The sequence below is a fragment of the Bacillus cereus group sp. MYBK30-2 genome, assembly GCF_051915945.1.
Classification (GTDB): Bacteria; Bacillota; Bacilli; order Bacillales; family Bacillaceae_G; genus Bacillus_A; species Bacillus_A paramycoides.
Map to the genome: position 1 here is coordinate 147,429 of NZ_JBQAFR010000005.1, position 25,920 is coordinate 173,348.

Sequence of the window (25,920 nt, forward strand, 5' to 3'; positions counted from 1 at the left end):
GATCAAACTTCACATTTATGTAGCATTTTCTATATATTCTTCCGTTATTCTTAAAAATATATGACCACTGTACGCTAAGTAAATTTCGACAAGAGAAAAGTCGATTTCCTGTACGTTATATTGGATTATAAAAATGTTGGATCATTTTCGGTACGCGTTGTTGAACATTAGCACCCGATAGTTGAAGTATTGGGTAGTCAAGCATTTTCCTCCGGTTGGTAGATAAGACCAACCACTCTCGTTTTAGATGTATTGGTTTTTATAAGTTTAAGATTGATCCTGTCCGTAATTTCTTTAAATAAAGGTAGTCTACTGCGTAGAACTACAGGAAACACATTAATCCAGGTTTTGGTGCAAAAACTTCAAGGTAATTACAAATCATCTCTAAAACTTGGACATACAGATACTATTGCTCTAAATAGGTGTGTAATCGGTATGGAAAAGAAAAATTGGTTCAAATGGAAGCACTATCAGCCTGATATTATCTTATTAACGGTAAGATGATACTTACGGTACAACCTAAGTTTTCGTGATTTGGTGGAAATGATGGAGGAACGGGGTTTATCCATTTCTCATACAACGATTATGCGTTGGGTTTATCAGTATGGTCCTGAATTGGACAAACGGATCCGACGTTACCTCAAACAAATAAATGACTTTTGGAGAGTCGATGAAACATATATCAAAGTAAAGGGTCAATGGATGTACCTGTATCGTGCTGTTGATTCGAACGGAATCGATTTTTGCCTAAGCAAAACAAGAGATCATAAGGCTGCAAGGCGCTTTTTCAAGAAAGTTTTACGGTCTTTTCATGTTTCAAAGCCACGTGTAATAACAGTCGATAAGAATCCAGCTAATCCTATAGCAATTGAACAGTTGAGAAAAGAAAAAAGCATACCTAACGGTATGCGACTTAGACAACAAAAGTACTTGAATAACATAGTAGAACAAGATCATCGCATTATAAAGAAGCGAATCCGTTCTATGCTAGGTCCTAAATCTTTTGACATAGCTACATCCATTCTTTCTGGAGTAGAAGCCATGCATATGATAAAAAAAAGAACAGATTGCTTTACGGAACCAGTTTGTCAAAAATCAAAAAGAATTCATCCATCAATTGTTTGGACTTGCAAAAAAAGATACGATTCCGTTAGGAATATATGTGCTTTATTCTCTTTTGTTTTATGTTTGCACCAGAACCTTAATTGTCATGAGTTATTATTTATAAAAATCACTAGTGCTAAGGAACAACTATATATTTTTAAATGTAATATAGCTATTTAGAAAGTAAGCAAATATTATTTGATATGAGAAACCCTGTTTTGATAAACAGGGTTTTATCTTTTTAAAGAGGTCCTGCCCTATCTCTATAAACTTCAAATTTTTTTGCATCCCAAAACGAAGAATTTTATGACTTTTATAGTAATAAGATTCATTTTCATCGTTTTGGGGATAACTTGTTTCCCTAAGTTGATGTGCATGGACGCTACCCCTAAAACTAGTAAAAAAGTGTTAAATTAACGCTTTTTTATTCTTTCTTTAATTACAGATTATTTTTATCATTGTTTAAAATGTGTTATAAACCTGTTCACAAGTTGCGGCTGTTGGTTGAAAAAAACAGTGCTTTTTAAAACGCCCCACAAAAGGCTGATTATACCATTGTTGAGGACAATCACCTGGTGGCCTAAAATACCACAAACTAAATTTCCCAGGCCAGAACCTCTCTCCATTGATTACTCGACGAGCTAAGCTTTTTTCACTTTCTCTTGCTCTTTGATAGAAATAACCGTGAGTAACAGCTTCAAACGCGTGTTCTTGGAAAATCATTTGTCTAATGGTACGAAGGTTTTTAAAGTCGGAACAATTAGCTCTTATTCGGTTAATTCCTACATTTCCGACGAGCAACATACCCTGGGTTCCTTCTCCTTCGGCTTCTGCTCTCAGTAATCTTGCTAAAAGTGCAATATCTGCATCTGTAGCGTTAACAACTCCCATGACTTCACCTCCATTATATTTTCTTCTTATAGTATTGTTTATTAGTCAGGATAATGACTTTTTTACATAATATAAGTTGTTATGTCTACGAAGTATGAAAGAGAATTACTCTTATATATAAGGGGGATGATAAAATTGTTATGCAAAATATTTTTTCGTACAATTGGAAAGAAAAGCTAACAAATCTTTTATTATCTGTGTTTTGAGGATATTAGGAGATTTGTTGTGCAGTCAATGAATTTGGGGTATTGAATGTGAACTAATATTTAAAGGTTTACTTTCAAATTAAACCGAACAGACCAAAAATAAGGAAGTTCTTTTACACTACAAAATGAATTTATTTTAAAAGCGCAGATGTATTTTTATGAATTTCATTGGAAATTAAATGTAAAAATGGGTTATCATCGTACAATAAAGTTGTATAGGTGTATTATAATGAAAAAACTTTCTTTCGTTTTAGTAGTACTATTAACTTGTATACTAGTATTTAATGTTTATGCTAGTGAAGTAGATACAACTAAAAGTGCTACAGAATTACGTGAAGAACGTATTGCAACAGCAATTGAAAACGTTTGGGACAAATATGATTTAGCTAGTTTTCAAATTGGTATCACTGATCCAATAATTTGGATTGAAACAGAAAAAATGGACTATAAGAAGGAATGGTTGACATGATTGGAAAAGAATGTAAGTAACTCTGGTTTAGAACACTATAATATTGAAATTTCGGAGAGGAAATAATACGTAATTTCATTAGACAAGAAATAAAAGGCATTAACCAATACAGTGTAGAGGTTAATGCCTTTTATTTTAATTTAAATGTAATAATTTAGTTGAAAACATGTCCATCAGATAAAGAAGCACTAGATGTACTATTATTTTGTAATTGTAGTTTGAATGCTGTTCCTGATTTAGTTAAAATCCTGTATTAAAATAAAAACAGACTACTGGTCGGGTTAAATGTTCCAGGTTATAATGGTTAGGGTTTATGCCTGAGTAAATATTTTTATAAGAAGTGAGGTAGTGTATGAAAAAAAGAACCATAGACATTATTTTTATTATTATTGGTGCATTCCTTTTTGCGTTAGGTGTGAATTTGTTTGTTATCCCGAACGAGTTCGGTGAAGGAGGGGTAACGGGTATCACGATTATTACCTACTATTTATTTGAATGGTCACCAGGCTTAGTCAACTTAATTTTAAATGCGATTTTGTTAATAGTTGGCTACAAATTTTTGAATAAGGTAACAACAATTTATACGATTATTGCTGTAGTTACCAACTCGCTTTTTCTTCATCTGACAGAAGGCTGGAATATTGCTTCGAATGAAATGCTGGTAAATGCCATTTTTGGAGGAGTATTTATAGGATGCGGGATTGGTCTAATCATTCGTGTTGGCGGAACAACAGCGGGTACTACCATCTTAGCAAGGATGACGCATAAGTATTTAGGATGGAGCATTAGCTATGGTCTGTTGTTTTTCGATTTAATAGTTGCTTTTTCATCTTATTTCATCATTGGTGCAGAAAAGCTGATGCTGACAATTATTATGTTATATGTAGGAACAAAAGTGATGGAATTTGTAATCGAAGGTTTGAATCCGAAAAAGGCCATTACGATTATTTCTGATAAACCGAATGAAATTGCCGAACAGGTGACTACCTTAATGGACAGAGGGGTTACCGTATACTCAGGTCATGGTTATTACACAAAAACCCCGAAGGACATTCTTTATATTGTTATTAATAAGCAAGAAGTAATGAAGTTAAAACGGATTGTTCAATCTACTGATACGAGTGCTTTCATCGCTATACACGATGTTCGTGATGTGTTTGGGGAAGGATTTGTTGATATTTCTAAGGCTTAATAAGAGGTTATTTTAAAAGAGTTAGAATTTGTAGAGTTGGTATTAGCTAGATGCCTACCTGTTTTAATTAATCGTTCGTTATCGTCAATATAAACGACACAATTTAAAATTTTGTTTTTTACAATACGTTTATGAACTAAGTGTAAATTGAATTATATAGCGAATAAGATATAATTTTATTATAAGCAACATGTTTTCGTTATAAACGATTCTGGTGTAAAAACGATAAAACTTGTGCAATGAATCTTCAAATTTTGGACATATTGATAATACAACTCTTTGAACTACTCACCACTTAACGTCCTTACGGACTGTTTGAAGTGGGAGATTCCTGCGAACACCGATGTATCCACCGGTTATCTTAGCAGGCTCTGCCCGTAGTCCCTACGGTGAAAACATAAGTATCTTGTACGTTGACTCACCACGCTTCCTACTTTAGCCTGATTTTCGCAACTTCGGCAAGCGTGGGGCGATAGAACGTTGAAGATTTTACGGTTGCAACGTTTTTCTGCAACCAACCTCATATCTTCAGTTTTCAAAGAGCAATCTGTACAAATATAGGATAGCAAACATGTTGGCTTATGCCAACCGACATTCATCTCCCACCTAAAATTGGTGTTTCACACCTTCACATTTTTGAGGAAGGAGTCTTCTGTCGGAAAACGATAAAAGGTGTGCGATCAGTATGGAAAAGGAAAATGTATTCAAGTGGAAGCATTATCAACCCGGTATGATTTTATTAACAGTACGTTGATACCTGCGGTACAATCCCAGTTTTCGTGATTTGGTGGAAATGAGGGAGGACCGTGGATTATTTTTAACTCATACAACGATTTTGCGGTGGGTACATCAGTATGGTCCGGAGTTGGATAAATGAATTCGACAGCATCTCAAACAAACGAATGCTTCATGGAGAATAGACGAAACATACGTAAAGGTAAAAGGACAATGGATGTATTTATATCGTGCGGTTGATTCCAAAGGAAACACAATTCACTTCTACTTGAGTAAATCTCGCAATCATAAAGCTGCAAAGCGATTTTTTCAAAAAGCTTTGCAGTCTTTTTATGTCTCTAATCCTCGTGTGATTAAAGTTGACAAAAATCCAGCCTATTCAATTGTTATCGAAAAACAAAAAATGAAAAAAAGATGCCTGAAGGCATCAAAACAAGACAACTCAAATATTTAAATAACATAGTAAAACAAGATTATCGTTTTATTAAGAAGTGCGTACGTTCTATGTCGGGATTTAAATCGTATCGCACGGCTGTGGCTATTTTACTTGGTGTTGAAGCGGTGCACATGATAAAAAAAGAACAAATTGCTATACAGAATCAGTCTGTCCAAAATAAGAATATCTTTATTCACCAATTATTTGGATTAACAGCATAAAGAAAGATTCCGATAGGAATCATTACTTTTTTGAAATTTATTATTCTTTGCACCAGAATTAAACAACTTAAATACTTTCTGAAAGTGTTTTAGTTCAGTGAAAAAGGATTTATTTTCCTGTTATCGCCTCTTTCAGAAATTCATGAAGGTATGCTTTTAAACAACTTATTTAATTTAAACCAACCTTAAACATTAAGTGATTTAAGTGCATGTTGTTAATCTGCTATCTTTGATTTATGTTTGTTTCAATGTGAAAATCTCCTTTGTTTAGGGAAGACTTTTAGAAGCTCTTTATAACAAGACCTATTGTTTATAGTACATGCCATACATATTAAAAGGAGGAGAATTATGTTAAGAAAAACAATCGCTGAATTTATTGGTACATTTGTACTTGTATTATTCGGAACTGGAGTAGCTGTCATTGGTGGCGGAATTGAAGGGATTGGAACACTAGGTATCGCTATGGCTTTCGGGTTGTCTATCGTGGCTATGGCATATAGCATTGGAACAATTTCTGGATGCCACATTAACCCAGCGGTATCAATCGCTATGTTCATCAACAAAAGAATGAACGCTATGGAATTTTTCTATTATGTATTAGCTCAAATCTTAGGTGGTTTATTAGGAACTGCAACTTTAGTAACAATTTTAGAATCTGCTAAAATACCTTTAGATAATTTAGGACAAAATAGTTTTGGAACTCTTGGTTTATCAGGATCATTTTTAGTAGAATTCATTTTAACTTTCGTATTTGTTTTAGTTATAGTTTCTGTGACAGGTAAGAAGGGAGACTCTTCTTTAGCTGGATTAGTAATTGGTTTCACATTAGTATTAGTTCACTTATTAGGTATTCCGTTAACTGGAACATCTGTTAACCCAGCTCGTAGCATTGCCCCAGCTTTATTTGCGGGCGGAGAAGCAATTTCTCAATTATGGGTATTTATCGTTGCACCAATCCTTGGTGGTGTCGTAGCCGCTTGGGTAGGTAAATACGTTTTAAGTACTGAAAAATAGAAAACTTACAAATTGCTAGTATAAAAATACGAACACTCTTTATTGGGGTACGACCTATGTATACATTTATTTGGGGCGTATCCCCATGCCCATCATACCATATAGTATATTAGTTCTATATGGTATTTAAAATACGGAAGGTATCTATGTATTAAATAATCCGCGATAATGTCATTTTAGATTAAAGTATGAAAATTATAGATAATCTAGTAAAAGGAGGGACGGGAAATAATGCCAAAGATAGAGCCCCTTAAAATACCGAAACAGACTCTGGCAAAAATTTTGGCGCAAACAGTTAAAACCGGGATTATTAAATCAAATCTGATTCCAATGTTAGCTGGATTGACATTGGCATTATATACATATCAGATTAGCTTGTTTGAGAAACTTCCAGAAATAATATTTGCTTTGACTGGCTCTATTTTAGTAATGGGTGCAGCAGGAGCTTTTAATAACTTGTATGATCGTGATATTGATTCTATTATGGAGAGAACAAAAAATAGACCAACTGTGACAGGAGAAATAAAACCCAAAGCTGTATTATGGCTAGGCACTTTAATGACCATCTTGGGGTTGTTTTCTCTTGCATTAACAACTCTGCTAGCAGCATTCTTAGGGTTTTTAGGCTTATTTTTTTATATTGTCCCATATACAATGTGGAGTAAAAGAAGAACAATTTATAATACGGAGGTTGGAAGTATTTCAGGAGCAATGCCCCCCCTCATTGGATGGGCTGCTATGTATCCAGATATTACACATCCTGCTATTCTTGGTCTTTTTGTGATTACAGTTATTTGGCAAATGCCTCATTTCTATGCCATAGCTATTCGCAAACACGATGAGTATAAGGCTGCTAAAGTTCCTATGCTTCCAGTAGTCAAAGGTTTTAAAAGAACATATATGCAAACCAATATTTATTTAATCATTTTAATTGCAATGAGTTTCCTTTTTGGTTCTTTAAGCCTTGGCCTTATGTTAGTAGCACTTCTTTTAAGTATTTTATGGCTCGTCTTAAGTATCTTCGGTTATAAAAAAATGGGTTCAGAGAAATGGGCAAAATCAATGTTTGTTTATTCCCTTCTTCATATGACTATCTTGTTTTCGACTGTAATTATATATTCTCTTATGGGCATTTTTTTTGATTTATAAAAATTATAATTTTGTAGTCGTAACACGAAAAAAACACTATTCTTTCGGTAGAGTATAGGAACGGGTGGTGTTTTTGATATGAATTTATCGATTGTTGATGAACTAGAATTGTTTTTTAAAGAGTTGCAACAATATATGTCATCACATGCTTTGGAGCAGTTAGCTAGAAAAGCAGGATTTGTTTAACGAAAAAGTAAATACCGCGCACAAGATTTAGTGGCCCTATGTATTTGGTTAAGCCAAAACATAGCTCATACTTCATTGACATAATTATATAGTCGCCTAGAAGTTAACACAGGCATTTCTATGAGTTCAGAAGGACTTAATCAACGTTTTAATCCCCAGGCTGTTCAGTTTTTACAACAACTCTTAGCACATTTACTTCACCAACAATTTTGTTCTTCTAGTAAGATTTCAACTTTGTATACAAACTATTTCAATTTCCTGTTTCTTTATAGGTGTCATTCCATAGAGCAAGAAAATGGTTAAATACAAAGCGACTGCACCCAATCGTTTTAGCAATTAATATTTCTTGTTTCTTATGTGGATAGATACGAAATTTATATGCTTTATTTACTAACATGGGTTGCACCTCACTTTTTTTTGTAGGATGCCTACAGTATACTAAAAGATGTAGGCTCACGCCTACCGACCTTCACACGCTTAAGGAAGGAGTATTCTGTCAGAAAACGATAAAAAAAAGATTCCTATTGGAATCTGAACCTTTTTACTATGTATCATTTTTTTGCACCAAAACCCATTTTATTTTGTAATAAGGTTATCTAATTATCTTCCTCTTCTTCAATAAATAATTCACTTTCTTCATTATATAATTCACCTGCTTTATATACACAAAAAGACAAAACTATTACAGATAAAATAACCAAGACTACCCAATAACCAATATTATATACCGCAAGTGTTACTGCTATAACACTTAATAGTATAGTTGAAATAAAACCCCACATTATTTTTTTATCTTTCAGAACTTTATAATTCATGATTCTTTTATTTATCTCCTTTCATCTCCATCCAATTTTGTTCAATGTTATTCATGATAGTTTGCTGCATTTGCAGGTTAAAATCATGAATAGCATTAGGACCAAGCATGGAGTTATAAAAGTCTGCATGTTTTGCTATACCCTCAAATAGGGAGTGCATAATTCCCTCAAATTTCGAAAGATCTATTTGGTGTCCCTGCATATGAGCATATAGAACCATCTTACTCGTCAAATCTCCTAGTGCTTCTTCACAAGACTTTGTTAATAAATCTTGTTTATCTTTGTAATGCGAGTGAAACGTTGCCCGATTAATCCTCAAATCCGCTTTTTTCAACGCTTTACACCTCCTTGTTCGTTATCGGTATAATAAACGACAAGTTTCAATCTTTTGTTTTTTATTTTACATTCTCGTCTTAAATGTAAATTGAATTGTGTAGAAAAAACGATATAATTTCATTATAAACAACATTGATTAATTGTAAACTACAAGTTGTTAGTTATCTATATTTACTGTTGTATAAATACTAGGAGGAATAATTTAAAATGTTTACAGTCAAGCAATTTTTCAAACAAAAGATGGTTCTAGGTGGCCTTTTAGGCATCATGGCTGCTGTTATCATCGCTAGTTTTGCTTTTATGGGTTCAACTGTTAATCCTGTACCAAAAGACTTGCCAATTGCTATGGTAATACAGGATACCGGTACGAACCTACCAGGACAAGGGAGTGTAAATTTAGGAAATAAAATAAAAGAGCAAGTCTTACAAAATAAGCAAAACATAATTAAATGGACGTTCTTACAAACGAAAAAAGATGCATTGCAAGGGATGAAGGAGAAGAAGTATTACGCTGCCATTATATTTCCACCAGAAATGTCCCAGCAACTTGTATCACTGACCACACCTAAGGGACAACAAACTGAGGTGCAAATTTTGGTGAATCAAGGGCTAAACTATAATGCCTCAATGATTTCGAACCAAATGATCGATAAGCTCATTGGAGAGATAAACGAAAATATCCGTCATATCTTGCTTGATCAACTTTCACCCCAAAATACGACACTAACAACTGAACAGGCAAAATTATTAGCAAGCCCATTAATTGTTAAGACCGAGTTGATTCATCCAGTTCAATCACATACAGGAAATGGAAATATCCCTGTTATGCTGACACAAATTTTATGGATTACTACTCTTATCAGTTCCTTAATCTTATTTATGGCTACCGAAAAGTTTACAAACGGACGCATGACAGGTAAATCAGTTCTATCACAGATCCTTGCAGGTTCTGTTTTCGTGATAGTAATTGCAAGTTTAATCCTTTTCATTGCTCATACCATACTCGAGGTAAACATACCAAACCAAGGAGAAATTCTTCTATTGTTCTTTTTCTTTGGCTTCATGTTCTTCCTGTTGCAAAGTGCATTACTGAACTGGGTTGGGCGTCTTGGGGTACCAATATTAATGATAGTCTTCTTCTTTTCTATGCCAATTTTATCATTGGCATACGAATTTCTTCCCGATGTGACAAAACACTGGTTATATTCTTGGAGTCCTTTTAAGTACAGTGTAGAAGCATTGCGTAGCAGTTTCTTTTTTGAAGGGAATGGAATGAGCTCATATGTTCAGACGATGGGGCTCATTGGGCTTGTATCTCTTATAATTATGGTACTGTCTGTATTCAAAAAAGATAAACAAAAAGGTTCTACATCTACTGAGTCAGTGTAGATGGAATAAATCTATAGCTAAAGAGATACAAGAGAAATCCCTTGTATCTCTTTGGCTTTTATGCTCTCGACTTTATTCAGTGTCATTAAAAAGGAATTAGAACACCATATGATTCCATTTATCGAATAATAAATAAGTGAAAACTTGAAGAAACGAGTCTTAGAAACCCCATAATTTATTAATCCATTACATTTTATATAAATGATATGACGGACTAAAGCACCAACCCTATGATTATCCCTAATAGAAATGTTAGGTTATAGCTTCCATATACGAATCCTATATTTAAGAAAGAATAGGTGAATTTTATAAAGATGAAAAATCCTAAAGTTCAATTATTATTTGTATTTACAATTGTCTCTATCATTCTCTTTCTGTTGGATACATCCATTATCTCACTATACAACTTTGTCGACGTACTATGGTCTATCACAATAGTAGGAATTGCCTTCATTATTTTTATCGAAAACCGTTCCCCACAAAGTACCTTAGCGTGGTTTTTAGTATTAGCACTTTTTCCTGTTGTTGGTGTACTTTTGTACGCTCTTTTTGGTCGAAGTCGCTGGAGAAGAAAGAAGCATCTACATCGTTCAGAAGAGAAAAGAAAATTATTCCGTGAGATTTTAGAAGAAAAACGCCTAGATTTATCATTCACTTCCTCATTAAGTGAGCGCTCTACTCGTTTAACACAGGTTGTACAAAAATTCGGTGGCGGTCCTGTTGCTAATAATACTACAACAAAACTCTTAACAAATGGGGATCAAACATTTACAAACATTATACAAGCTATTGAAAATGCTACACATCATATACATATTCAATACTTTATTTATCGAGCAGATGAAATTGGTACAAAAATTCGCGATGTATTAATAAAGAAAGCGAAATCTGGTGTAACTATCCGCTTTCTTTATGATGGCATTGGAAGCAATTCATTACGCACTCGTTTTTTAAAACCCATGAAAGATGCAGGAATTGAAGTTGTAACATTTGATCCCATTCTTTCGCCATGGCCACTTGAAACCGTAAATTATCGTAACCATCGTAAAGTTGTCATTGTAGACGGAGAGATTGGTTTTACAGGTGGGCTCAACGTAGGGGATGAGTATCTTGGTCGTTCTAAAAAATTCCCAATTTGGCGTGACAGCCACTTAAGAATAGAAGGAAAAGCATTGTACAAATTACAAGCAATATTCCTTGAGGATTGGCTCTATGCCACTAATGGTTTAAATACTTATTCTTGGAATCAATTTATGAATACAAAATACTTCCCAGGTAAAGAAAATTCTCATGCAGAAGGTGCTGTTCAAATTGTAGCAGGTGGACCAACTTCAGATGATACAAACATTCGTAATACTTTACTTGCTGTTATAGGTTCTGCTAAGAAATCAATTTGGATCGCAACACCCTACTTCATCCCGGATCAAGAAATATTAACATTACTACGTTTAAGTGCAATGGCTGGAATAGATGTCCGTATTCTATATCCAGGTAAGAGAGATAGAATCATTAGTGATCAAGCATCTCAATCATACTTCACACCTATTCTAAAAGCCGGTGCTTCAATTTACAGCTATAAAGATGGGTTTATGCACGCTAAAATTGTACTTGTAGATGATGAAATTGCAACAATTGGCACAGCAAATATGGATGTCCGTAGCTTTGAACTAAATTATGAAATCATTAGCGTACTTTATGAATCTAAGACAGTTCTTGATATTAAACGTGATTTTGAAAAGGACTTTAATTATTCAACTGAAATTCGATGGGAATCGTTTCAAAAACGTAGTATTCAAAAACGAATACTGGAATCCCTAATGCGTCTAATCTCCCCATTATTATAATTTCTAAAAAAGTAGTCAAAATAAATTTGATTACTTTTTCTTTTTATAATCAACCCTTTATCTAAAACAATAAAAATATACTTAGGGACGAAAAAGAAAAGTAAAACCTGAACAAAAGGCGTTATTTTGTAAGGAAGTAAATGAGATATACAAGAAATCATCCGATATATATAGAAACAAAAAGTAATCATTGGATAGGAAGACAAAAGAATAGCGTATTTTTCATTTTAGGGGTATTTTGTTAGATTGATAGCGATGTGGCAGTACTTCAATTAGAAATATACATAGAAAATTCGGTACTGGTAAAAATATTCTAAATTTCTTGCACCAGAACTGATTTTTATGTTTGGAAATTTGAATAATAATATTAACAAATATCGATAATTCGTTCTTTATTATAAAAGTAAAGAACACTTTTCATCTTTTCGTTTTTTAAATTACATTTTCATCTAAAATGCAAATTGAATTATGTAGCAAAACGATATAACTTTATTATAGACAACACGGTGTTATTATAATGTACATGTTGTTGTTATTATTAGGCTTTTTGTTAACTTGATATTAAGGAATAATTTAAAGATATAATAAGCAAATCACATTTATCTTTAGATGAATGATAGGAGGAATAATTTAGGATGAAAATGGAACAGGAACAGACAGGCATAATTCTGCAACCTAAAACATATGGACCACTGGGCAATTACCCTTTATTCGACATGAGTCAACCTACTATTTCTTTTTGCGAGATAGCAAAAGAATATGGGCCAATATTTCGGTTGACTGCTCCAGGTTTTAAAACAATATGTCTATCTGAACACAAACTTGTAACGGAAGTCTGTGATATTAATCATTTTGATAAACATGTCGCAAATGATATGACGCATGTACGCCAATTTACGGGGGACGGTCTGTTTACAAGTAAAACATCGGAGCCAAACTGGCGAAAAGCCCATAATATATTGTTGCCAACATTCAGCCAACAAGCCATGGAGGGCTATCATACTATGATGTTAGACATCGCTTCGCAGCTGGTTCAGAAATGGGCTCGCTTGAATCACGATAGTGATTCTATCGATGTACCGGGAGACATGACCCGCCTTACTTTGGATACGATTGGTCTTTGTGGTTTTAACTACCGATTTAATAGTTTTTATAAAGAAAAACATGATCCATTTATCGACAGCATGGTACGTGCACTTGACGAAGCGATGCATAAAGTTGCCCGCTCGAAGGGCATGGATACTCTGATGATTAGAAAAAACAGACAATTCCAAGATGATATACAAAGCATGTTTTCGTTGGTAGATAAAATTATTAAAGAGCGTAAGGCGAATGGAAATAATGGAGAGATAGATCTGCTGGCCCGCATGCTAAACAGTAAAGACCCTGAGACAGGGGAAGTGTTGGATGATGAGAATATCCGATACCAAATTATTACCTTCTTAATTGCGGGGCATGAAACAACAAGTGGTTTATTATCCTTTACGACTTATTTTTTACTGAAACATCCGGAAGTTCTGAAGAAAGCATACGAAGAAGTGGATCAAGTCCTTGGTGATTCCACGCCATCTTATAAACAAGTGCTAAACCTTAAATACATTCGCATGATTCTAAACGAGGCCATCCGATTATGGCCGACCGCGCCATCTTTTGATGTGTATCCAAAAGAAGATACTATAATCGGCGGAAAGTATCATGTGAAAAAAGGAGAAGGTTTGACCGTACTTCTTCCCGCGCTTCATCGGGATAAAGCAGTGTGGGGGGAGGATGCAGAAGAATTCCGTCCGGAACGTTTCGCAGACCCTTCTAAAGTACCAAATCATGCATATAAACCATTCGGGAATGGTCAACGTGCTTGTATTGGTATGCAGTTCGCACTTTATGAGGCGACGCTGGTGCTTGGGATGATTCTTCAAAAGTTTGAATTAATTGATCATGAAAACTATCAGTTGAAGATTAAGCAAACATTGACCATAAAACCAGAAAATTTAAGAATTAGAGTTAAATTAAGAGAAGATAAGGAAGTCGCACCTTTACTGAATCTTCCATTGGTTGATGAAAAGGAGAAAGTGACTTCTCCATATTCAAAACAAGAAGTACTTGTAGGTGCTGAAAACGTACCTCTGCTTGTATTATATGGTTCAAATCTAGGAAGAGCGGAAGAGTTTGCTAGAAAGCTCGCAGACCAGGTAAGGTTACTTGGTTTTCATAGCTATGTGGGGACATTGAACGATTATATCGGAAAGTTACCTAAAGAAGGTGCGGTACTCATTGTAACGTCTTCCTATAATGGTCAACCTCCTGAGAATGCCGCTCAGTTTATAAAATGGCTGGAACAAGCAAACACAGAGGAATGTGCAGGAATCAGGTATGCAGTTTTTGGCTGCGGAGATCGAAATTGGGCGAATACTTACCAGAGTGTTCCGAAATTCATTGATAAAGAGCTGGAACAGAAAGGTGCCATAAGGTTTACCGCAAGAGGTGAAGCTGACGCGGGAGGAGATTTTGAGAATGATTTTGCTCAATGGCAAGAGGTCATGTGGAAAGAGCTCTCAAATACTTTTGGCCTACAGATGCAAGAAGGAAAAGAGTCGGCATCTCATCAATCATCGCTTTCTGTTCAGGTGATTTCAGGTCCTCCAGTTAATCCGATTGCTCAAAATAACAATGCTGTCCATGCAACGGTAGTTGCGAACCAAGAACTTCAGTCAGCTGAAAGTGAACGTAGCACTCGATATATTGAGATAGCCTTACCAGAAGGAGTTACGTATCAGGAAGGAGATCATCTTGGAGTGCTTCCAAGTAACAGTCTGAAAAATGTCAATCGAATTTTAAAACGATTTGGGTTAAATGGTAAGGATCAAGTCATATTGAGTACAAGTGGAAGTAGTACAGTTCATCTTCCTTTGGACCGTCCTGTTAGTTTAATTGATCTTCTTAGCCATAGTGTGGAGATTCAGGAGGCAGCAACTCGAGTACAAATACGAGAATTGGCAAAGTTTACGGTTTGTCCTCCCCATAAATATGAATTGGAAGCATTAGTGGAAGATGGCGTTTATCAGGACCAAATTTTAAAGAAACGCATTTCCATGTTAGATCTTCTTGAAAAGTATGATGCGTGTGAAATTCCGTTTGAAAACTTTTTAGAACTTTTTCCTGCGCTCAAACCGCGTTACTATTCTATTTCAAGTTCTCCACTTGTTGCGCAGAATCGTCTAAGTATCACAGTCGGCGTAGTGAGTGAAGCAGCTTGGAGCGGACAAGGAGAATATAAAGGTGTCGCTTCTAATTATTTAGCTCAGCTCCAAAAGGAAGAAGAGATTACTTGTTTTATTCGAACTCCAGAATCAAGATTCCAATTACCTAAAAATCCAGAGACCCCAATTATTATGGTTGGACCTGGAACTGGTGTTGCACCATTCCGTGGATTTTTACAAAGACGTCGTGTGCAACAGCAAAAAGGGATGAAGTTAGGGGAAACACATCTGTATTTCGGCTGTCGTCATCCTGAAAAAGATTATCTATATCGTACAGAATTGGAAAGAGATGAAAATGATGGCTTACTATTTTTACACACAGCTTTTTCTCGATGGGAAGGACACCCAAAAACATATGTACAGCATGTAATGAAACAAGATGGGGCGAAGTTAATTTCGCTATTATATAACGGTGCTCACCTTTATATCTGTGGTGATGGAAGTCGTATGGCTCCGGATGTAGAAGATACTCTTTGTCATGCGTATCAAGAATTTCATGGAGGCAATGAACAAGAGGCGAGAAAGTGGCTGGATCAGTTACAACATGAAGGACGATATGGAAAAGATGTTTGGGCCGGACATTAAATGCATTCAACATGAATCAGCAGTAATATTCTCCCATCTTACAATGTAATGAAAGCAAAGAAGTTAGGTGGGAATTCATCAGATTGTAAAAGTCTATTTCGTTCAGCTACTAATCAGTGGGGCTGAAAAAGGTCTCACTGATTATAGTTGAACCATATATTCAATGTTACAAGCAATAATTTTAGGAGGAACTATCATGACAACTAGTACTACTTACAAATTTTATTTAAACGGAGAGTGGAGAGAGAGCACTTCGGGAGAAACAATCGAAATTTCATCTCCATACTCACACGAAGTAATGGGTCAAGTACAAGCAATTACTCGTGGAGAAGTAGATGAAGCAATTGCATCTGCAAAAGAAGCTCAAAAATCATGGGCTGAAGCTTCTCTACAAGATCGCGCAAAATACTTATACAAATGGGCTGATGAGCTTGAAAATATGCAAGATGAAATTGCCGATATCATTATGAAAGAAGTTGGTAAAGGATATAAAGATGCGAAAAAAGAAGTTGTTCGTACAGCTGACTTCATTCGTTACACTATTGAAGAAGCTCTTCATATGCACGGAGAAAGCATGATGGGCGATAGCTTCCCTGGCGGAACAAAATCTAAACTTGCGATTATCCAACGCGCACCACTTGGTGTTGTATTAGCAATCGCACCATTTAACTACCCAGTAAACTTATCTGCTGCAAAACTTGCACCAGCATTAATTATGGGTAACGCTGTTATTTTCAAACCAGCAACTCAAGGTGCAATTAGTGGTATTAAAATGGTTGAAGCACTTCATAAAGCTGGCCTTCCAAAAGGTCTTGTAAACGTAGCTACAGGACGCGGTTCTGTAATTGGCGACTACTTAGTAGAGCACGAAGGCATCAATATGGTATCGTTCACAGGTGGTACAAACACAGGTAAACATTTAGCGAAAAAAGCTGCAATGATTCCACTTGTATTAGAACTTGGTGGTAAAGACCCTGGTATCGTTCGTGAAGATGCTGACTTACAAGATGCTGTAAATCATATCGTAAGCGGTGCATTCTCTTACTCTGGTCAACGTTGCACAGCTATTAAACGTGTACTTGTACACGAAAACGTAGCGGACGAGCTTGTTGGCTTATTAAAAGAGCAAGTAGCTAAATTATCAGTTGGATCTCCAGAACAAGACAGCACAATCGTTCCATTAATCGACGATAAATCTGCTGACTTCGTTCAAGGTTTAGTTGACGATGCTGCTGAAAAAGGTGCAACAATCGTTATCGGTAACAAACGTGAGCGTAACTTAATTTACCCAACATTAATCGACCACGTAACAGAAGAAATGAAAGTTGCTTGGGAAGAGCCATTCGGCCCAATCCTTCCAATCATCCGTGTTTCTTCCGATGAACAAGCAATTGAAATTGCTAACAAATCAGAGTTCGGTCTGCAAGCAAGTGTCTTCACAAAAGACATTAACAAAGCATTTGCAATTGCTAACAAAATCGACACTGGTTCTGTCCAAATTAACGGACGCACAGAGCGCGGCCCTGACCACTTCCCATTCATCGGTGTAAAAGGTTCAGGTATGGGCGCTCAAGGTATTCGCAAGAGCCTTGAGTCTATGACACGTGAAAAAGTAACGGTATTAAACTTAGTTTAATTACAAAAAGAAGCCAATCTAAATTTTAGAGTGGCTTCTTTTTATAATAATTGTAACAACTCGTACAACCAAGTACCAGTGTTGTTGTGACCGAAGAAAAGTTATTTGTCCAAGTTTAGGAGATTAATTGCAAGAACTTTAGAGTTTTTGCAGCAGAACCTAAAGGAGCTATAACTAATTGAGATAATAATTGGAATTAGGAAGAGACCAAATCTCAATTATTAAGCATAAAATCATTAACCGGCACCTTAACTTTTAAGGTGCCGGTTAACTTGTACGCAATTTGTGTCTACACGTGCGAATTTCCTGAAATGATAGGATGATTCTTCACAGTACAGTTGCTTTTTCTAGACCTCGTGAAAAAAAAGTAAAACCCAATGCACAAAAGGGGCCTTTAGTAAAAAGCTTCGCTGCTTGTTCTGCAGTATATTTAGGTGAATATTTCATGTCATTTTGAAGCCACCAAATTGCTATCCCAATAATAGAGGAAGTGATGAAATGCAATACCATATCTTTCGGAATATCTAAGTCATGTTCTCCAAGTGTAAGCTTAATGGAATTTTGTTCAAGGTTATCCATGATAGCCTGCTGCATTTGTAGCTTAAAATCATGAATGCCATGAGGCCCAAGCATGGATTTATAAAAGTCTGCATGATTTGCGATACATTCAAATATGGATTGTAAAATTTCCTCGAATTTCGAAAGTTCTATTTGATTTTCCTGTACATGGGTATAAAGGACCATCTTACTTGTGAATTCTCCTAGAGTATTCTCGGTAAGCTTTGTTAACAAATCTTGTTTATCCCTGTAATGCGAGTAAAATGTTGCCCGATTAATGAGTGCCTCATCTGTGAGGTCTTGAATGGTAATAGCGTCGTATCCCTTTTCCCCTATCAGCTTGATAAAAGCATCATATATAAATTTCTTTGTCCGAATAATCCGTAGATCCGATTTTTTCAATACCATATACCTCCGTGTTCGTTATTATCATTGGAAACAACAGATCGCCTCTTTTTGTTTCTTATCTTACATCTATGTCTTAAATGTAAATTAAACTGTCTTGAAAAAATGAGTCTTTGAAACTCCATAATTTATTAATCCATTACATTTTATCTATATGATATGATGGACTAGAATAGCAACCCTGTGATAATGCTCCAAAAGGTGTACCTTGTGAAGTTCAAGGGATTCTTGCAAATACTGCTGTGAGATAGGAGCTTTTTATGCACTATTAAAAAGAATTTGTAATTAAAGTATTGAGATACATTTTACTTTACACTAACACAAAGACATTGTACAGTTAACTTAACTTAATTATATACAAAAGCGAAAAAACAGCGTACAGTGCAATAATAAAATGAGTGGAGGAAGAATCATATGACTAGTTCTTATAAAGAAGTAATTACCGAAATGAACCGGGCCTACAATGAATTAAACATTTTAATATCTCAGGAGTTAAAGACTGAGTTCGGTCTAACAGGACAGCAAGAGAACATGATATTCTATATCAATTTAAATAAAAATACTACAGCAAACAACATTGCGAGCACTTTTAATATATCCAAAAGTGCTGTCAGTCAAGTTTTATCTAAATTGGAAAAACATAAGATGATTTCGAAACAAGTAAATCCTAACAATAAACGTGAATATTTCCTTACACTTGGTCCTAACGGTAGCAAGTTTATAGAACGGTTGTCCCAGCTAGATGATTTACTTATTGAGAAATACTTCTCTAAAATTGATATCGAATCTTTGCAGCAAATGACCGATACCTTAATTAAAATAAATCAAATTATACGGGAAGAAAAAAAGAATACCCTTGAGACCAAATAGTAATAAAGTCTTTATGGAGTGGCTTTTATTAGAGAAGCTGCATATGTTCACTGACTTTTAATTAACTTTTTTGAAACGTAACTTGGTTAATTGAAAGAGGGGAACACGTTATTTCCTTATTTAAAAAAACATATGTCAGATGAAATTGGGTCTGAAAGATGGAATTAGTACCGCAGGTTATAGCGGACTATGGCTTCCTTGCTATTTGTTGGATTCCTGTTCTTGGAATTACAGGATTACTGTGATTTTGAAAGAAAGTTGCACCATTTTGAAAAAAGTCGTACCGTTTAAAATAAAGTTTAACCGTTTGTAAAAAAGTTTGATCAAAAATTCTATATGAAATGCAGCATTTTTTCTTTTTTTGTATATCTTTAAAACAGAAAATCAGTCCCCGACGGAATATGAAATTTTGAATAAACTATTCAAAATTTCATATTGGGGCAACATTTTAAACAGTGAAAAGCTTGCAAAATTCAATCATGACGCAAATTGTATAATTGGTATGGTACTTGCAATAGAGGAGAGTGAGTGAAATCGCTCTAAAAAGACTGAATTTTCAAAATAAAAAGAAAGGATGGAAACAAGCTAAGAAGATATACAAAGTACAGGAAAAGTGGAAGGAGGCTTTTTATGCACACAAAAGTCAAGAAGGAAATGAATAACGTGCAGCAATATCACTACAAGCAAGAGTTAAAGAGGTCTTTAAAATTTTTTAGTTCCTTTGCAGTCGCGTTTTCATTTATGTCCATCACAACGGGCATTTTCACGAATTTTGGGTTTGTTTTAAACAATGCGGGGCCCGCAGGTATTTGGACGTGGCCAATCGTATTAGTAGGTCACCTGCTTGTCGCTCTTGTTATTGCTGAATTGGCAGGGAGAATGCCACTCAGCGGCTACTCGTATCAATGGGTGACGCGGCTGGCAAATCAAGGATTAGGGTGGTTTTCCGGCTGGCTCGGATTTTGCTTTTTTGTCATTGTCATTCCTGCCGTCGATTTTGGCCTGGCTCCACTCATTGCGGATGTGTTTGGCTGGAATATAGGTGGGAAGACCCTTTTGTATATTGTACTCACAACCTTACTGCTACAGGCTGTCCTCAACATTTTCGGCGTAAAACTGGCTTCTCGTCTCAATGACATTGCGGTATATACCGAAGTAATCGGTATGGTAGGCATTCTTGTCATTCTTGCTATCGTTGCGCTATTCACAACTCCGAATTGGGATATGCTAACAAATATCGGCGAGCAAAAAAGCGGTACGTACCTTGGTGGCTTTGTGATCGCTATGCTGATGGGGTCGTGGACCATGGTTGGCTTTGAAGCCGCGGCGAATCTTTCGGAAGAAACAATTGACGCGAGCAAAAATGTACCACGTGCTGTATTTTTCGCATTGCTGATTGGCGGTATCATTGGATTTGCTTTTCTTTTTACTGTTACAATTTCCATTTCAGATTTAGCTGATGTGACAACTTCTGTTAACCCGCTTCCACTTATTATTAAAACAAAGCTCGGCCAATTCATTGGCACTTTGTTTATGCTTCTTGTTATCATTTCCATTTTTGCATGCGGCTTAATCGGAATGGCTTCTGCTTCCCGTATCATTTATGCAATGGCGCGGGATGATGTATTTTTTGCTTCGCGTTATTTTAAAAAGGTAAACCCAAGAACATCCGTACCGGTAAATGCAATTGTGCTTGTATTAGTGCTCGATATTATAGCGAGCCTATTCTCTGATTCTTTGACTTTGCTAGTCGGATCAACATCCGTTGTTCTTACAGCTTTATACTTCATAACAGTTTTGGCTTACTATTTGCGTAGAAAAGATTTACCTGACGCAGAGGCATTTAATTTAGGGAAATGGAGAGCACCTGTCACGTACGGCGCTTTAATATGGCTCGTGTTCGAAATGGGGGTATTGACCATCCCTGATATGTTCCATGAAGTAGCAATTGTAGGCGGAACACTGTTTTTAACGGGAACTCTTGTATACTTTGCGCTGTTCCGGAGTAAGATTAAAGCAGGAAAAATCGGGATTCAAAATACAAACATTGATGCAGGGCACTCGTAATCAGCCTCGTCTCTCTTACTGAAGTGAGTTCGGAAAATGGGACAAACATCAAAAATTTATTCAAAATGGAGTTTTTTTGTAGGTTAATAAATAAGAATTTGTGATTTCGTTTTGATTAAACTTTTTTACAAAACGGAGGATACATTCAAAAAGAAAAGAAACCATTTTAATTAATCTTTTTTCAAATTGGATTTGTTTTATTTTCCGTAGAATATGGATCCGTGAGCTGTTTTTAATTAAACTTTTTTCCAAAATTACATTAGGTAAAACTATATCATACAGATATACTCATGAGTGGTTCTGATTAGTCGAATACATTTCAATTAAAGAATTCTAAGTGAGTTTTAATCAAACTTTTTTTATAAAAACTGTACACACAATCCAAAAGAAAGAATCGATTTTGATTAATCTTTTTTCAAAATCGATTCTTTTTGTGTACCATAGAATGTGAGTTTGTAAGAAGTTTTTGATCAAACTTTGTTCCAAAGCAACAAAAACTGCATAATTTTTAAAAAGGATGCCTATCTAGGTTTGTTTGGTATGTTCATTTTTAAGGGGATAAAATATTTTAAGAGCTTTTTCGTTTATATGAACGAAAAAACTCTTAAGTTGATGGGCATATATGATGATCCCTTCACGGCATAGTTGCCCTTTCTATCCTTCATTAAATAAAGTAAACCCCACTGCACACAAGGGGCCTTTAGTCAAAAGCTTCACTAATTTTTGTGCAGTATATTTCGGTGAATATTTCATGTCATTTTGGAACCACCAAATTGCTATCCCGACAACAGAGGAAGTGATGAAATGCAAAACCATATCATTTGGAATATCTAAGTCCTGTTCCCCAAGTTTAAGTTCAAGACAATTTTGTTCAAGGTTATCCATGATAGTCTGCTGCATTTGTAGATTAAAATTATGAATGCCATGAGGACCAAGCATGGTTTTATAAAAGTCTGCATGTTTTGCTATACACTCAAATATGGATTGTAAAATTTCCTCGAGTTTCGAAAGATCTATTTGATGTTCCTGTACATGGGCATGTAGAACCATCTTACTTGTTAATTCTCCTAGTGCATCCTCACTAATCTTTGTTAACAGATCTTGTTTATCTTTATAATGTGAGTAAAATGTTGCCCGATTAATAAGTGCCTCATCTGTGATGTCTTGTATGGTGATAGCATCGTATCCCTTTTCAGCTATCAGCTTGATAAAAGCATCATATATAAATTTCTTTGTCCGAATAATCCTCAAATCCGCCTTTTTCAACGCCTTACACCTCCTTGTTCGTTATCGGTATAATAAACGACAGATTTTAATCTTTTGTTTTTTATTTTACATTCCCGTCTTAAATGTAAATTGAAATGTGTAGAAAAAACGATATAATTTCATTATAAACAACAATACTTTATTGTAAACTACATATTGTTTGTTATTAATCTTTTTGTTAGATAAATGCTAGAAAAAATAAGTTAAAGTGCTTACAGTATAGCGATTTTTTAAACAAAAGATGGTTCTAGGTGGCTTTTGGGTATCATGGCTGCTGTGATCATCGCTAGTTTTGCTTTTATGGATTCAACTGTTAATCCTGTACCAAAAGACTTGCCAATTACTATGGTAATACAGGATACCGGTGCGGACTTACCAGGACCAGGGATTATAAATTTAGGAGATAAAATAAAAGAGCAAAGTTAAATGACCGTTCTTACAAATGTAAAAAGATGTAATGCAGGGGATGAAGGATAAGAAGTATTACACAGCCATTCTGCTTCCACCAGAAATATCTCAGCAACTTGCATCGTTTATCACACATATGTGACAACCAATTGGGGTACAAGCCTTGGTGAATCAAGGAATGAACTATAATGCCGCAATGGTTTCAAACCAAATGATGTTGTGTTGCATTGAAATACTCTTACCGGTGTTAAAATTGCTTATTTTCATATTAAAATTTATTTAGCTTGTTTTTTCCACTTTGCTGGAGATACTCCTAATAGTAGAAGGATATTACAATATTTAGAATAGGGGTGGCAACTATGAGAAGTTTTGGTACAGTAGTAACCTTTACCATCTGTTCAGCAATTCTTTCAATTTTAAATTTTTATTCTTGTTATGATAAATACACAACAGGAAACATATATTTCTGTGTTAATGCTGCTCTAGCTCTTTTTTTTCTTATATTCTTTATGAATAAAGTACGCGATATCATTAGAAAGAACTATATTCCATCAGGGGAATAAAGATTGGCATCCACTTTAAAGCGGCTTAGAAAAATAAAAAAATTCTATTCAAAAATCAAGTGATCCAGAATTCCAAGGGCTCATGACTCGGGAGGTTTTTACATGGAAAATAAAATAAAAGTAAGAACGGGAGAGTATGTTCGATTTCCTTATCGTAAGAATCCGTCTTTGCAATTAACAGGATATGTGATTAGTGTTTTAAATAATACAATCGTTGTAGATGTTTCTGAAATACCAGGAATTGAAGAAAGTGAGATAGATGTTAAGCAGGTAGTAAAACATGGTAGTTACAGTAAGGTGGTTCGGGTGTAAAAAAACTAAAGGTTGTGCAATGAATCTGCAAATCTTGGACATACTGATAGTACTATTTTATAAAAGGTGTGTAATCAGTATGGAAAAAGAGAACATATTTAAGTGATAACAGATTTACTCCATTCGCTTTCTACATAAAAAACCTCTCAAAATATTTTTAAGAGGTTTTCACCAGCTAGGAACTCATAGATTTTAATAATAGTATATAGAAGTTCCGTTTAATATTTTAACAATTGTTCAGTTCCTAATCTTTAAAGTACTTTTTCAGGTAATTGAGAAAGGTGTTCAAGAAAAGAAAGCGTTATTGTGATGCATGGAAGTGATTCACAATAACGCTTTCTTTTAATCCTTTCCAAATACGTTCCAATAAATCATGTGCAGTTAATCCGTATTTTGTCGTCCCGTATAATTTAACCATTGTTTATCCGCTCCTTATCTCTGTTGATAAAGAACAGTATAGATACTTTACCGATGTGAAAACATCAAATGGACTTTATATAAATGTAGTAACTGATTGTGCGAATAAAATCATAATATTCGTAAAAATTCATTGGATTTAATAATAATAAATTATAAAATGAAACAATATATAAAACTATACGTAATTCAAAAAGACTTCTGTTATCCCTCATAATGAAAGGAGTTATTACAATCAAAAACAATAATGATCGTCATCCTCTGGACAAAATCGAGAAGTGGTTGGTTTTTACTGGTTATGCAGCTTTTGTTTGGTCGACTCTATTCGGGTTAATCCACATTTACTGGGCTGCAGGAGGCACTTTAGGATTTGAAGGCAGGACGATGGGCGAAGTGTTATTCATCATTAATCTGGTTGCAATTGCCCTATGTATAATTTCTGCATTTACTGCACTTGCACTTGTTCAAGCATGGGGTCGAAGGTTTCCATCCTGGTTGTTGCTCACTTCAGCATGGGGAGCGTGTGTGGTTTTGGGTTTACGCGGTAGTGTAGGGATAATTCAAAGCTTGTTGGAATCAGAATCACTTTCTTTACTATTAGTAATTGTTGAACCGTTTTTCTTGTTAGGAGGAATCTTATATGGACTTCTTGCTTTTCTTTATATTTATACCTCCAATAATGGGAAAAAAATAAAACAGAACGGGATAAATATGAGGTAAACCTATAGTTATTCAAGAAACGGGCGCTTTAATGGAGGGAAGATCACAAAAATGATCAAACTTTTTTATGAAAGATAAATAGTCAATCTCAAAAGTGGAATCCATTTTGATCAATCTTTTTTCAAACTGGTTTCTTTTTCTTTACCGTAAACTATGAGTTTGTGAGGTATTTTTAATCAAACTTTATTTCAAAGCTACAACAGAACAGGGGGACATCATGAATCAGACGTTCAATAAAGCTGATACATTAATCCCTTTCAAGAATGGTTATGATTGCTTGGAGATATCATAGGTATTTCGTCTAAAAAAACAGGTCACAGATTACACTTTGTGACCTGTTTTTTAGAATTTTGAAGCGAGTTGAGTTTGTTTATCCGTGTTTCTTGGCTGTAAGAGTAGGAAAAAGTCCTTTTTAAATTAAAACTCTAAATTCATCATTTTGTATGAGAAAGGAATTAAATTTATGCACAACTTTAATTTCATTTGTGATCAATTTGCTACAATTCTTAGAGGGAAAAGTAAAATAAGTCAAGGTGGTTGTTCGGTATCTTTTCATCGCGATTTTAGGGTGCTTGTTCAAGGGAAGCCAAGTGCCTATGTAGTACCCGTAGGAGTAAGTTTTGAATCGTTGGATCAAAATGGTAATGCATTAAATTTAGGAGAAATTGCTGTTCTGCAAGAAGAGATCCCTTCATTTATCGTTTTCTGATAGAATACTCCTTCCTCAAGCGTGTGAAGGGCGCTAGCCCAACGGTAGATGGGAGATGAATGTCAGTAGGCGTAAGCCTACGTTTTTTTGTATACTGTAGATATCCTATAACAAAGTGAGGTGCAACCTATGTTAGTAAATAAAGCATATAAATTTCGTA

17 protein-coding genes and 6 pseudogenes are annotated in these 25,920 nt (G+C 35.1%); 17 read left to right on the forward strand and 6 right to left on the reverse strand.

The genetic code is table 11. The features are described 5' to 3' along the window. The first annotated feature begins 435 nt into the window (after window positions 1-435). A pseudogene (locus ACTFQM_RS23140) lies at window positions 436-1,228 on the forward strand (IS6 family transposase). Window positions 1,229-1,566: 338 nt separating this feature from the next. On the opposite strand, the gene ACTFQM_RS23145 reads toward ACTFQM_RS23140, so the two are convergent. Beyond that, window positions 1,567-1,995 (reverse strand): cell wall hydrolase, encoded by a 429-nt coding sequence (locus ACTFQM_RS23145; protein WP_002175158.1) that lies wholly within the window; start codon window positions 1,993-1,995, stop codon window positions 1,567-1,569. A 435-nt stretch (window positions 1,996-2,430) separates the two neighbouring features. Between ACTFQM_RS23145 and ACTFQM_RS23150 the strand changes: the two genes are divergently transcribed. The 6 genes and pseudogenes from ACTFQM_RS23150 to ACTFQM_RS23175 all read left to right on the forward strand — a co-directional run. Then, a complete protein-coding gene (locus ACTFQM_RS23150; RefSeq protein WP_440036417.1) occupies window positions 2,431-2,670 on the forward strand; it encodes a hypothetical protein in 240 nt (79 codons plus the stop codon). 352 nt (window positions 2,671-3,022) lie between these two features. Beyond that, window positions 3,023-3,862: a YitT family protein gene (locus ACTFQM_RS23155; RefSeq protein ID WP_048376312.1), complete on the forward strand. Its 840-nt coding sequence runs from the start codon at window positions 3,023-3,025 to the stop codon at window positions 3,860-3,862. Window positions 3,863-4,547: 685 nt separating this feature from the next. Next, a pseudogene (locus ACTFQM_RS23160) lies at window positions 4,548-5,254 on the forward strand (IS6 family transposase). 348 nt (window positions 5,255-5,602) lie between these two features. After that, window positions 5,603-6,268, forward strand: a complete 666-nt coding sequence (locus ACTFQM_RS23165) for an MIP/aquaporin family protein (RefSeq protein WP_098306977.1) — start codon at window positions 5,603-5,605, stop codon at window positions 6,266-6,268. Window positions 6,269-6,499: 231 nt separating this feature from the next. Next, window positions 6,500-7,417, forward strand: coding sequence for a heme o synthase (gene cyoE, locus ACTFQM_RS23170; protein WP_440036418.1), 918 nt, complete (start codon window positions 6,500-6,502; stop codon window positions 7,415-7,417). Between the two features lie 78 nt (window positions 7,418-7,495). Further along, window positions 7,496-7,855, forward strand: a pseudogene (locus tag ACTFQM_RS23175) (IS4 family transposase); the annotation flags it as partial. Window positions 7,856-7,865: 10 nt separating this feature from the next. On the opposite strand, the pseudogene ACTFQM_RS23180 reads toward ACTFQM_RS23175, so the two are convergent. The 3 genes and pseudogenes from ACTFQM_RS23180 to ACTFQM_RS23190 all read right to left on the reverse strand — a co-directional run. Continuing rightward, a pseudogene (locus ACTFQM_RS23180) lies at window positions 7,866-8,000 on the reverse strand (helix-turn-helix domain-containing protein); the annotation flags it as partial. 199 nt (window positions 8,001-8,199) lie between these two features. Next, a complete protein-coding gene (locus tag ACTFQM_RS23185; RefSeq protein ID WP_440036419.1) occupies window positions 8,200-8,418 on the reverse strand; it encodes a hypothetical protein in 219 nt (72 codons plus the stop codon). 19 nt (window positions 8,419-8,437) lie between these two features. Next, window positions 8,438-8,638, reverse strand: a pseudogene (locus ACTFQM_RS23190) (TetR/AcrR family transcriptional regulator); the annotation flags it as partial. A gap of 383 nt (window positions 8,639-9,021) precedes the next feature. Between ACTFQM_RS23190 and ACTFQM_RS23195 the strand changes: the two are divergent. From ACTFQM_RS23195 to gapN, 4 genes are all read left to right on the forward strand, one after another. Then, entirely contained in the window at window positions 9,022-10,143 is a 1,122-nt protein-coding gene (locus ACTFQM_RS23195; protein ID WP_440036420.1) for a YhgE/Pip domain-containing protein, read from the forward strand. A 314-nt stretch (window positions 10,144-10,457) separates the two neighbouring features. Continuing rightward, window positions 10,458-11,987, forward strand: a complete 1,530-nt coding sequence (locus tag ACTFQM_RS23200; protein ID WP_440036421.1) for a cardiolipin synthase — start codon at window positions 10,458-10,460, stop codon at window positions 11,985-11,987. 641 nt (window positions 11,988-12,628) lie between these two features. Continuing rightward, on the forward strand, window positions 12,629-15,829 hold the full coding sequence (locus tag ACTFQM_RS23205; protein ID WP_440036433.1) for a bifunctional cytochrome P450/NADPH--P450 reductase: 3,201 nt from the start codon (window positions 12,629-12,631) through the stop codon (window positions 15,827-15,829). Window positions 15,830-16,025: 196 nt separating this feature from the next. Then, a complete protein-coding gene (gene gapN, locus ACTFQM_RS23210; protein ID WP_440036422.1) occupies window positions 16,026-17,465 on the forward strand; it encodes an NADP-dependent glyceraldehyde-3-phosphate dehydrogenase in 1,440 nt (479 codons plus the stop codon). Between the two features lie 327 nt (window positions 17,466-17,792). Here gapN and ACTFQM_RS23215 read toward each other — a convergent pair whose 3' ends face one another. Beyond that, a complete protein-coding gene (locus ACTFQM_RS23215; protein ID WP_098307084.1) occupies window positions 17,793-18,431 on the reverse strand; it encodes a TetR/AcrR family transcriptional regulator in 639 nt (212 codons plus the stop codon). A gap of 411 nt (window positions 18,432-18,842) precedes the next feature. Between ACTFQM_RS23215 and ACTFQM_RS23220 the strand changes: the two genes are divergently transcribed. Continuing rightward, window positions 18,843-19,298, forward strand: a complete 456-nt coding sequence (locus tag ACTFQM_RS23220) for a MarR family winged helix-turn-helix transcriptional regulator (protein WP_440036424.1) — start codon at window positions 18,843-18,845, stop codon at window positions 19,296-19,298. 654 nt (window positions 19,299-19,952) lie between these two features. Continuing rightward, complete coding sequence (locus ACTFQM_RS23225; protein ID WP_440036435.1) at window positions 19,953-21,365, forward strand: amino acid permease; 1,413 nt, start codon at window positions 19,953-19,955, stop codon at window positions 21,363-21,365. Window positions 21,366-22,019: 654 nt separating this feature from the next. Here ACTFQM_RS23225 and ACTFQM_RS23230 read toward each other — a convergent pair. Next, window positions 22,020-22,631, reverse strand: a complete 612-nt coding sequence (locus ACTFQM_RS23230; RefSeq protein ID WP_427350542.1) for a TetR/AcrR family transcriptional regulator — start codon at window positions 22,629-22,631, stop codon at window positions 22,020-22,022. A 267-nt stretch (window positions 22,632-22,898) separates the two neighbouring features. On the opposite strand from ACTFQM_RS23230, the gene ACTFQM_RS23235 reads away from it, so the two are divergent. The 4 genes and pseudogenes from ACTFQM_RS23235 to ACTFQM_RS23250 form a co-directional block, all read left to right on the forward strand. After that, the gene (locus ACTFQM_RS23235) at window positions 22,899-23,057 is read left to right on the forward strand and encodes a hypothetical protein (RefSeq protein WP_440036425.1); all 159 of its coding nucleotides are present in this window, start codon (window positions 22,899-22,901) and stop codon (window positions 23,055-23,057) included. Window positions 23,058-23,704: 647 nt separating this feature from the next. Beyond that, a complete protein-coding gene (locus ACTFQM_RS23240) occupies window positions 23,705-23,914 on the forward strand; it encodes a DUF2187 domain-containing protein (RefSeq protein ID WP_440036426.1) in 210 nt (69 codons plus the stop codon). A gap of 633 nt (window positions 23,915-24,547) precedes the next feature. Beyond that, window positions 24,548-25,051: a DUF3995 domain-containing protein gene (locus ACTFQM_RS23245; protein ID WP_440036427.1), complete on the forward strand. Its 504-nt coding sequence runs from the start codon at window positions 24,548-24,550 to the stop codon at window positions 25,049-25,051. 463 nt (window positions 25,052-25,514) lie between these two features. Next, window positions 25,515-25,751 (forward strand): annotated as a pseudogene (locus ACTFQM_RS23250) (DUF1259 domain-containing protein); the annotation flags it as partial. Window positions 25,752-25,920 lie beyond the last annotated feature (169 nt).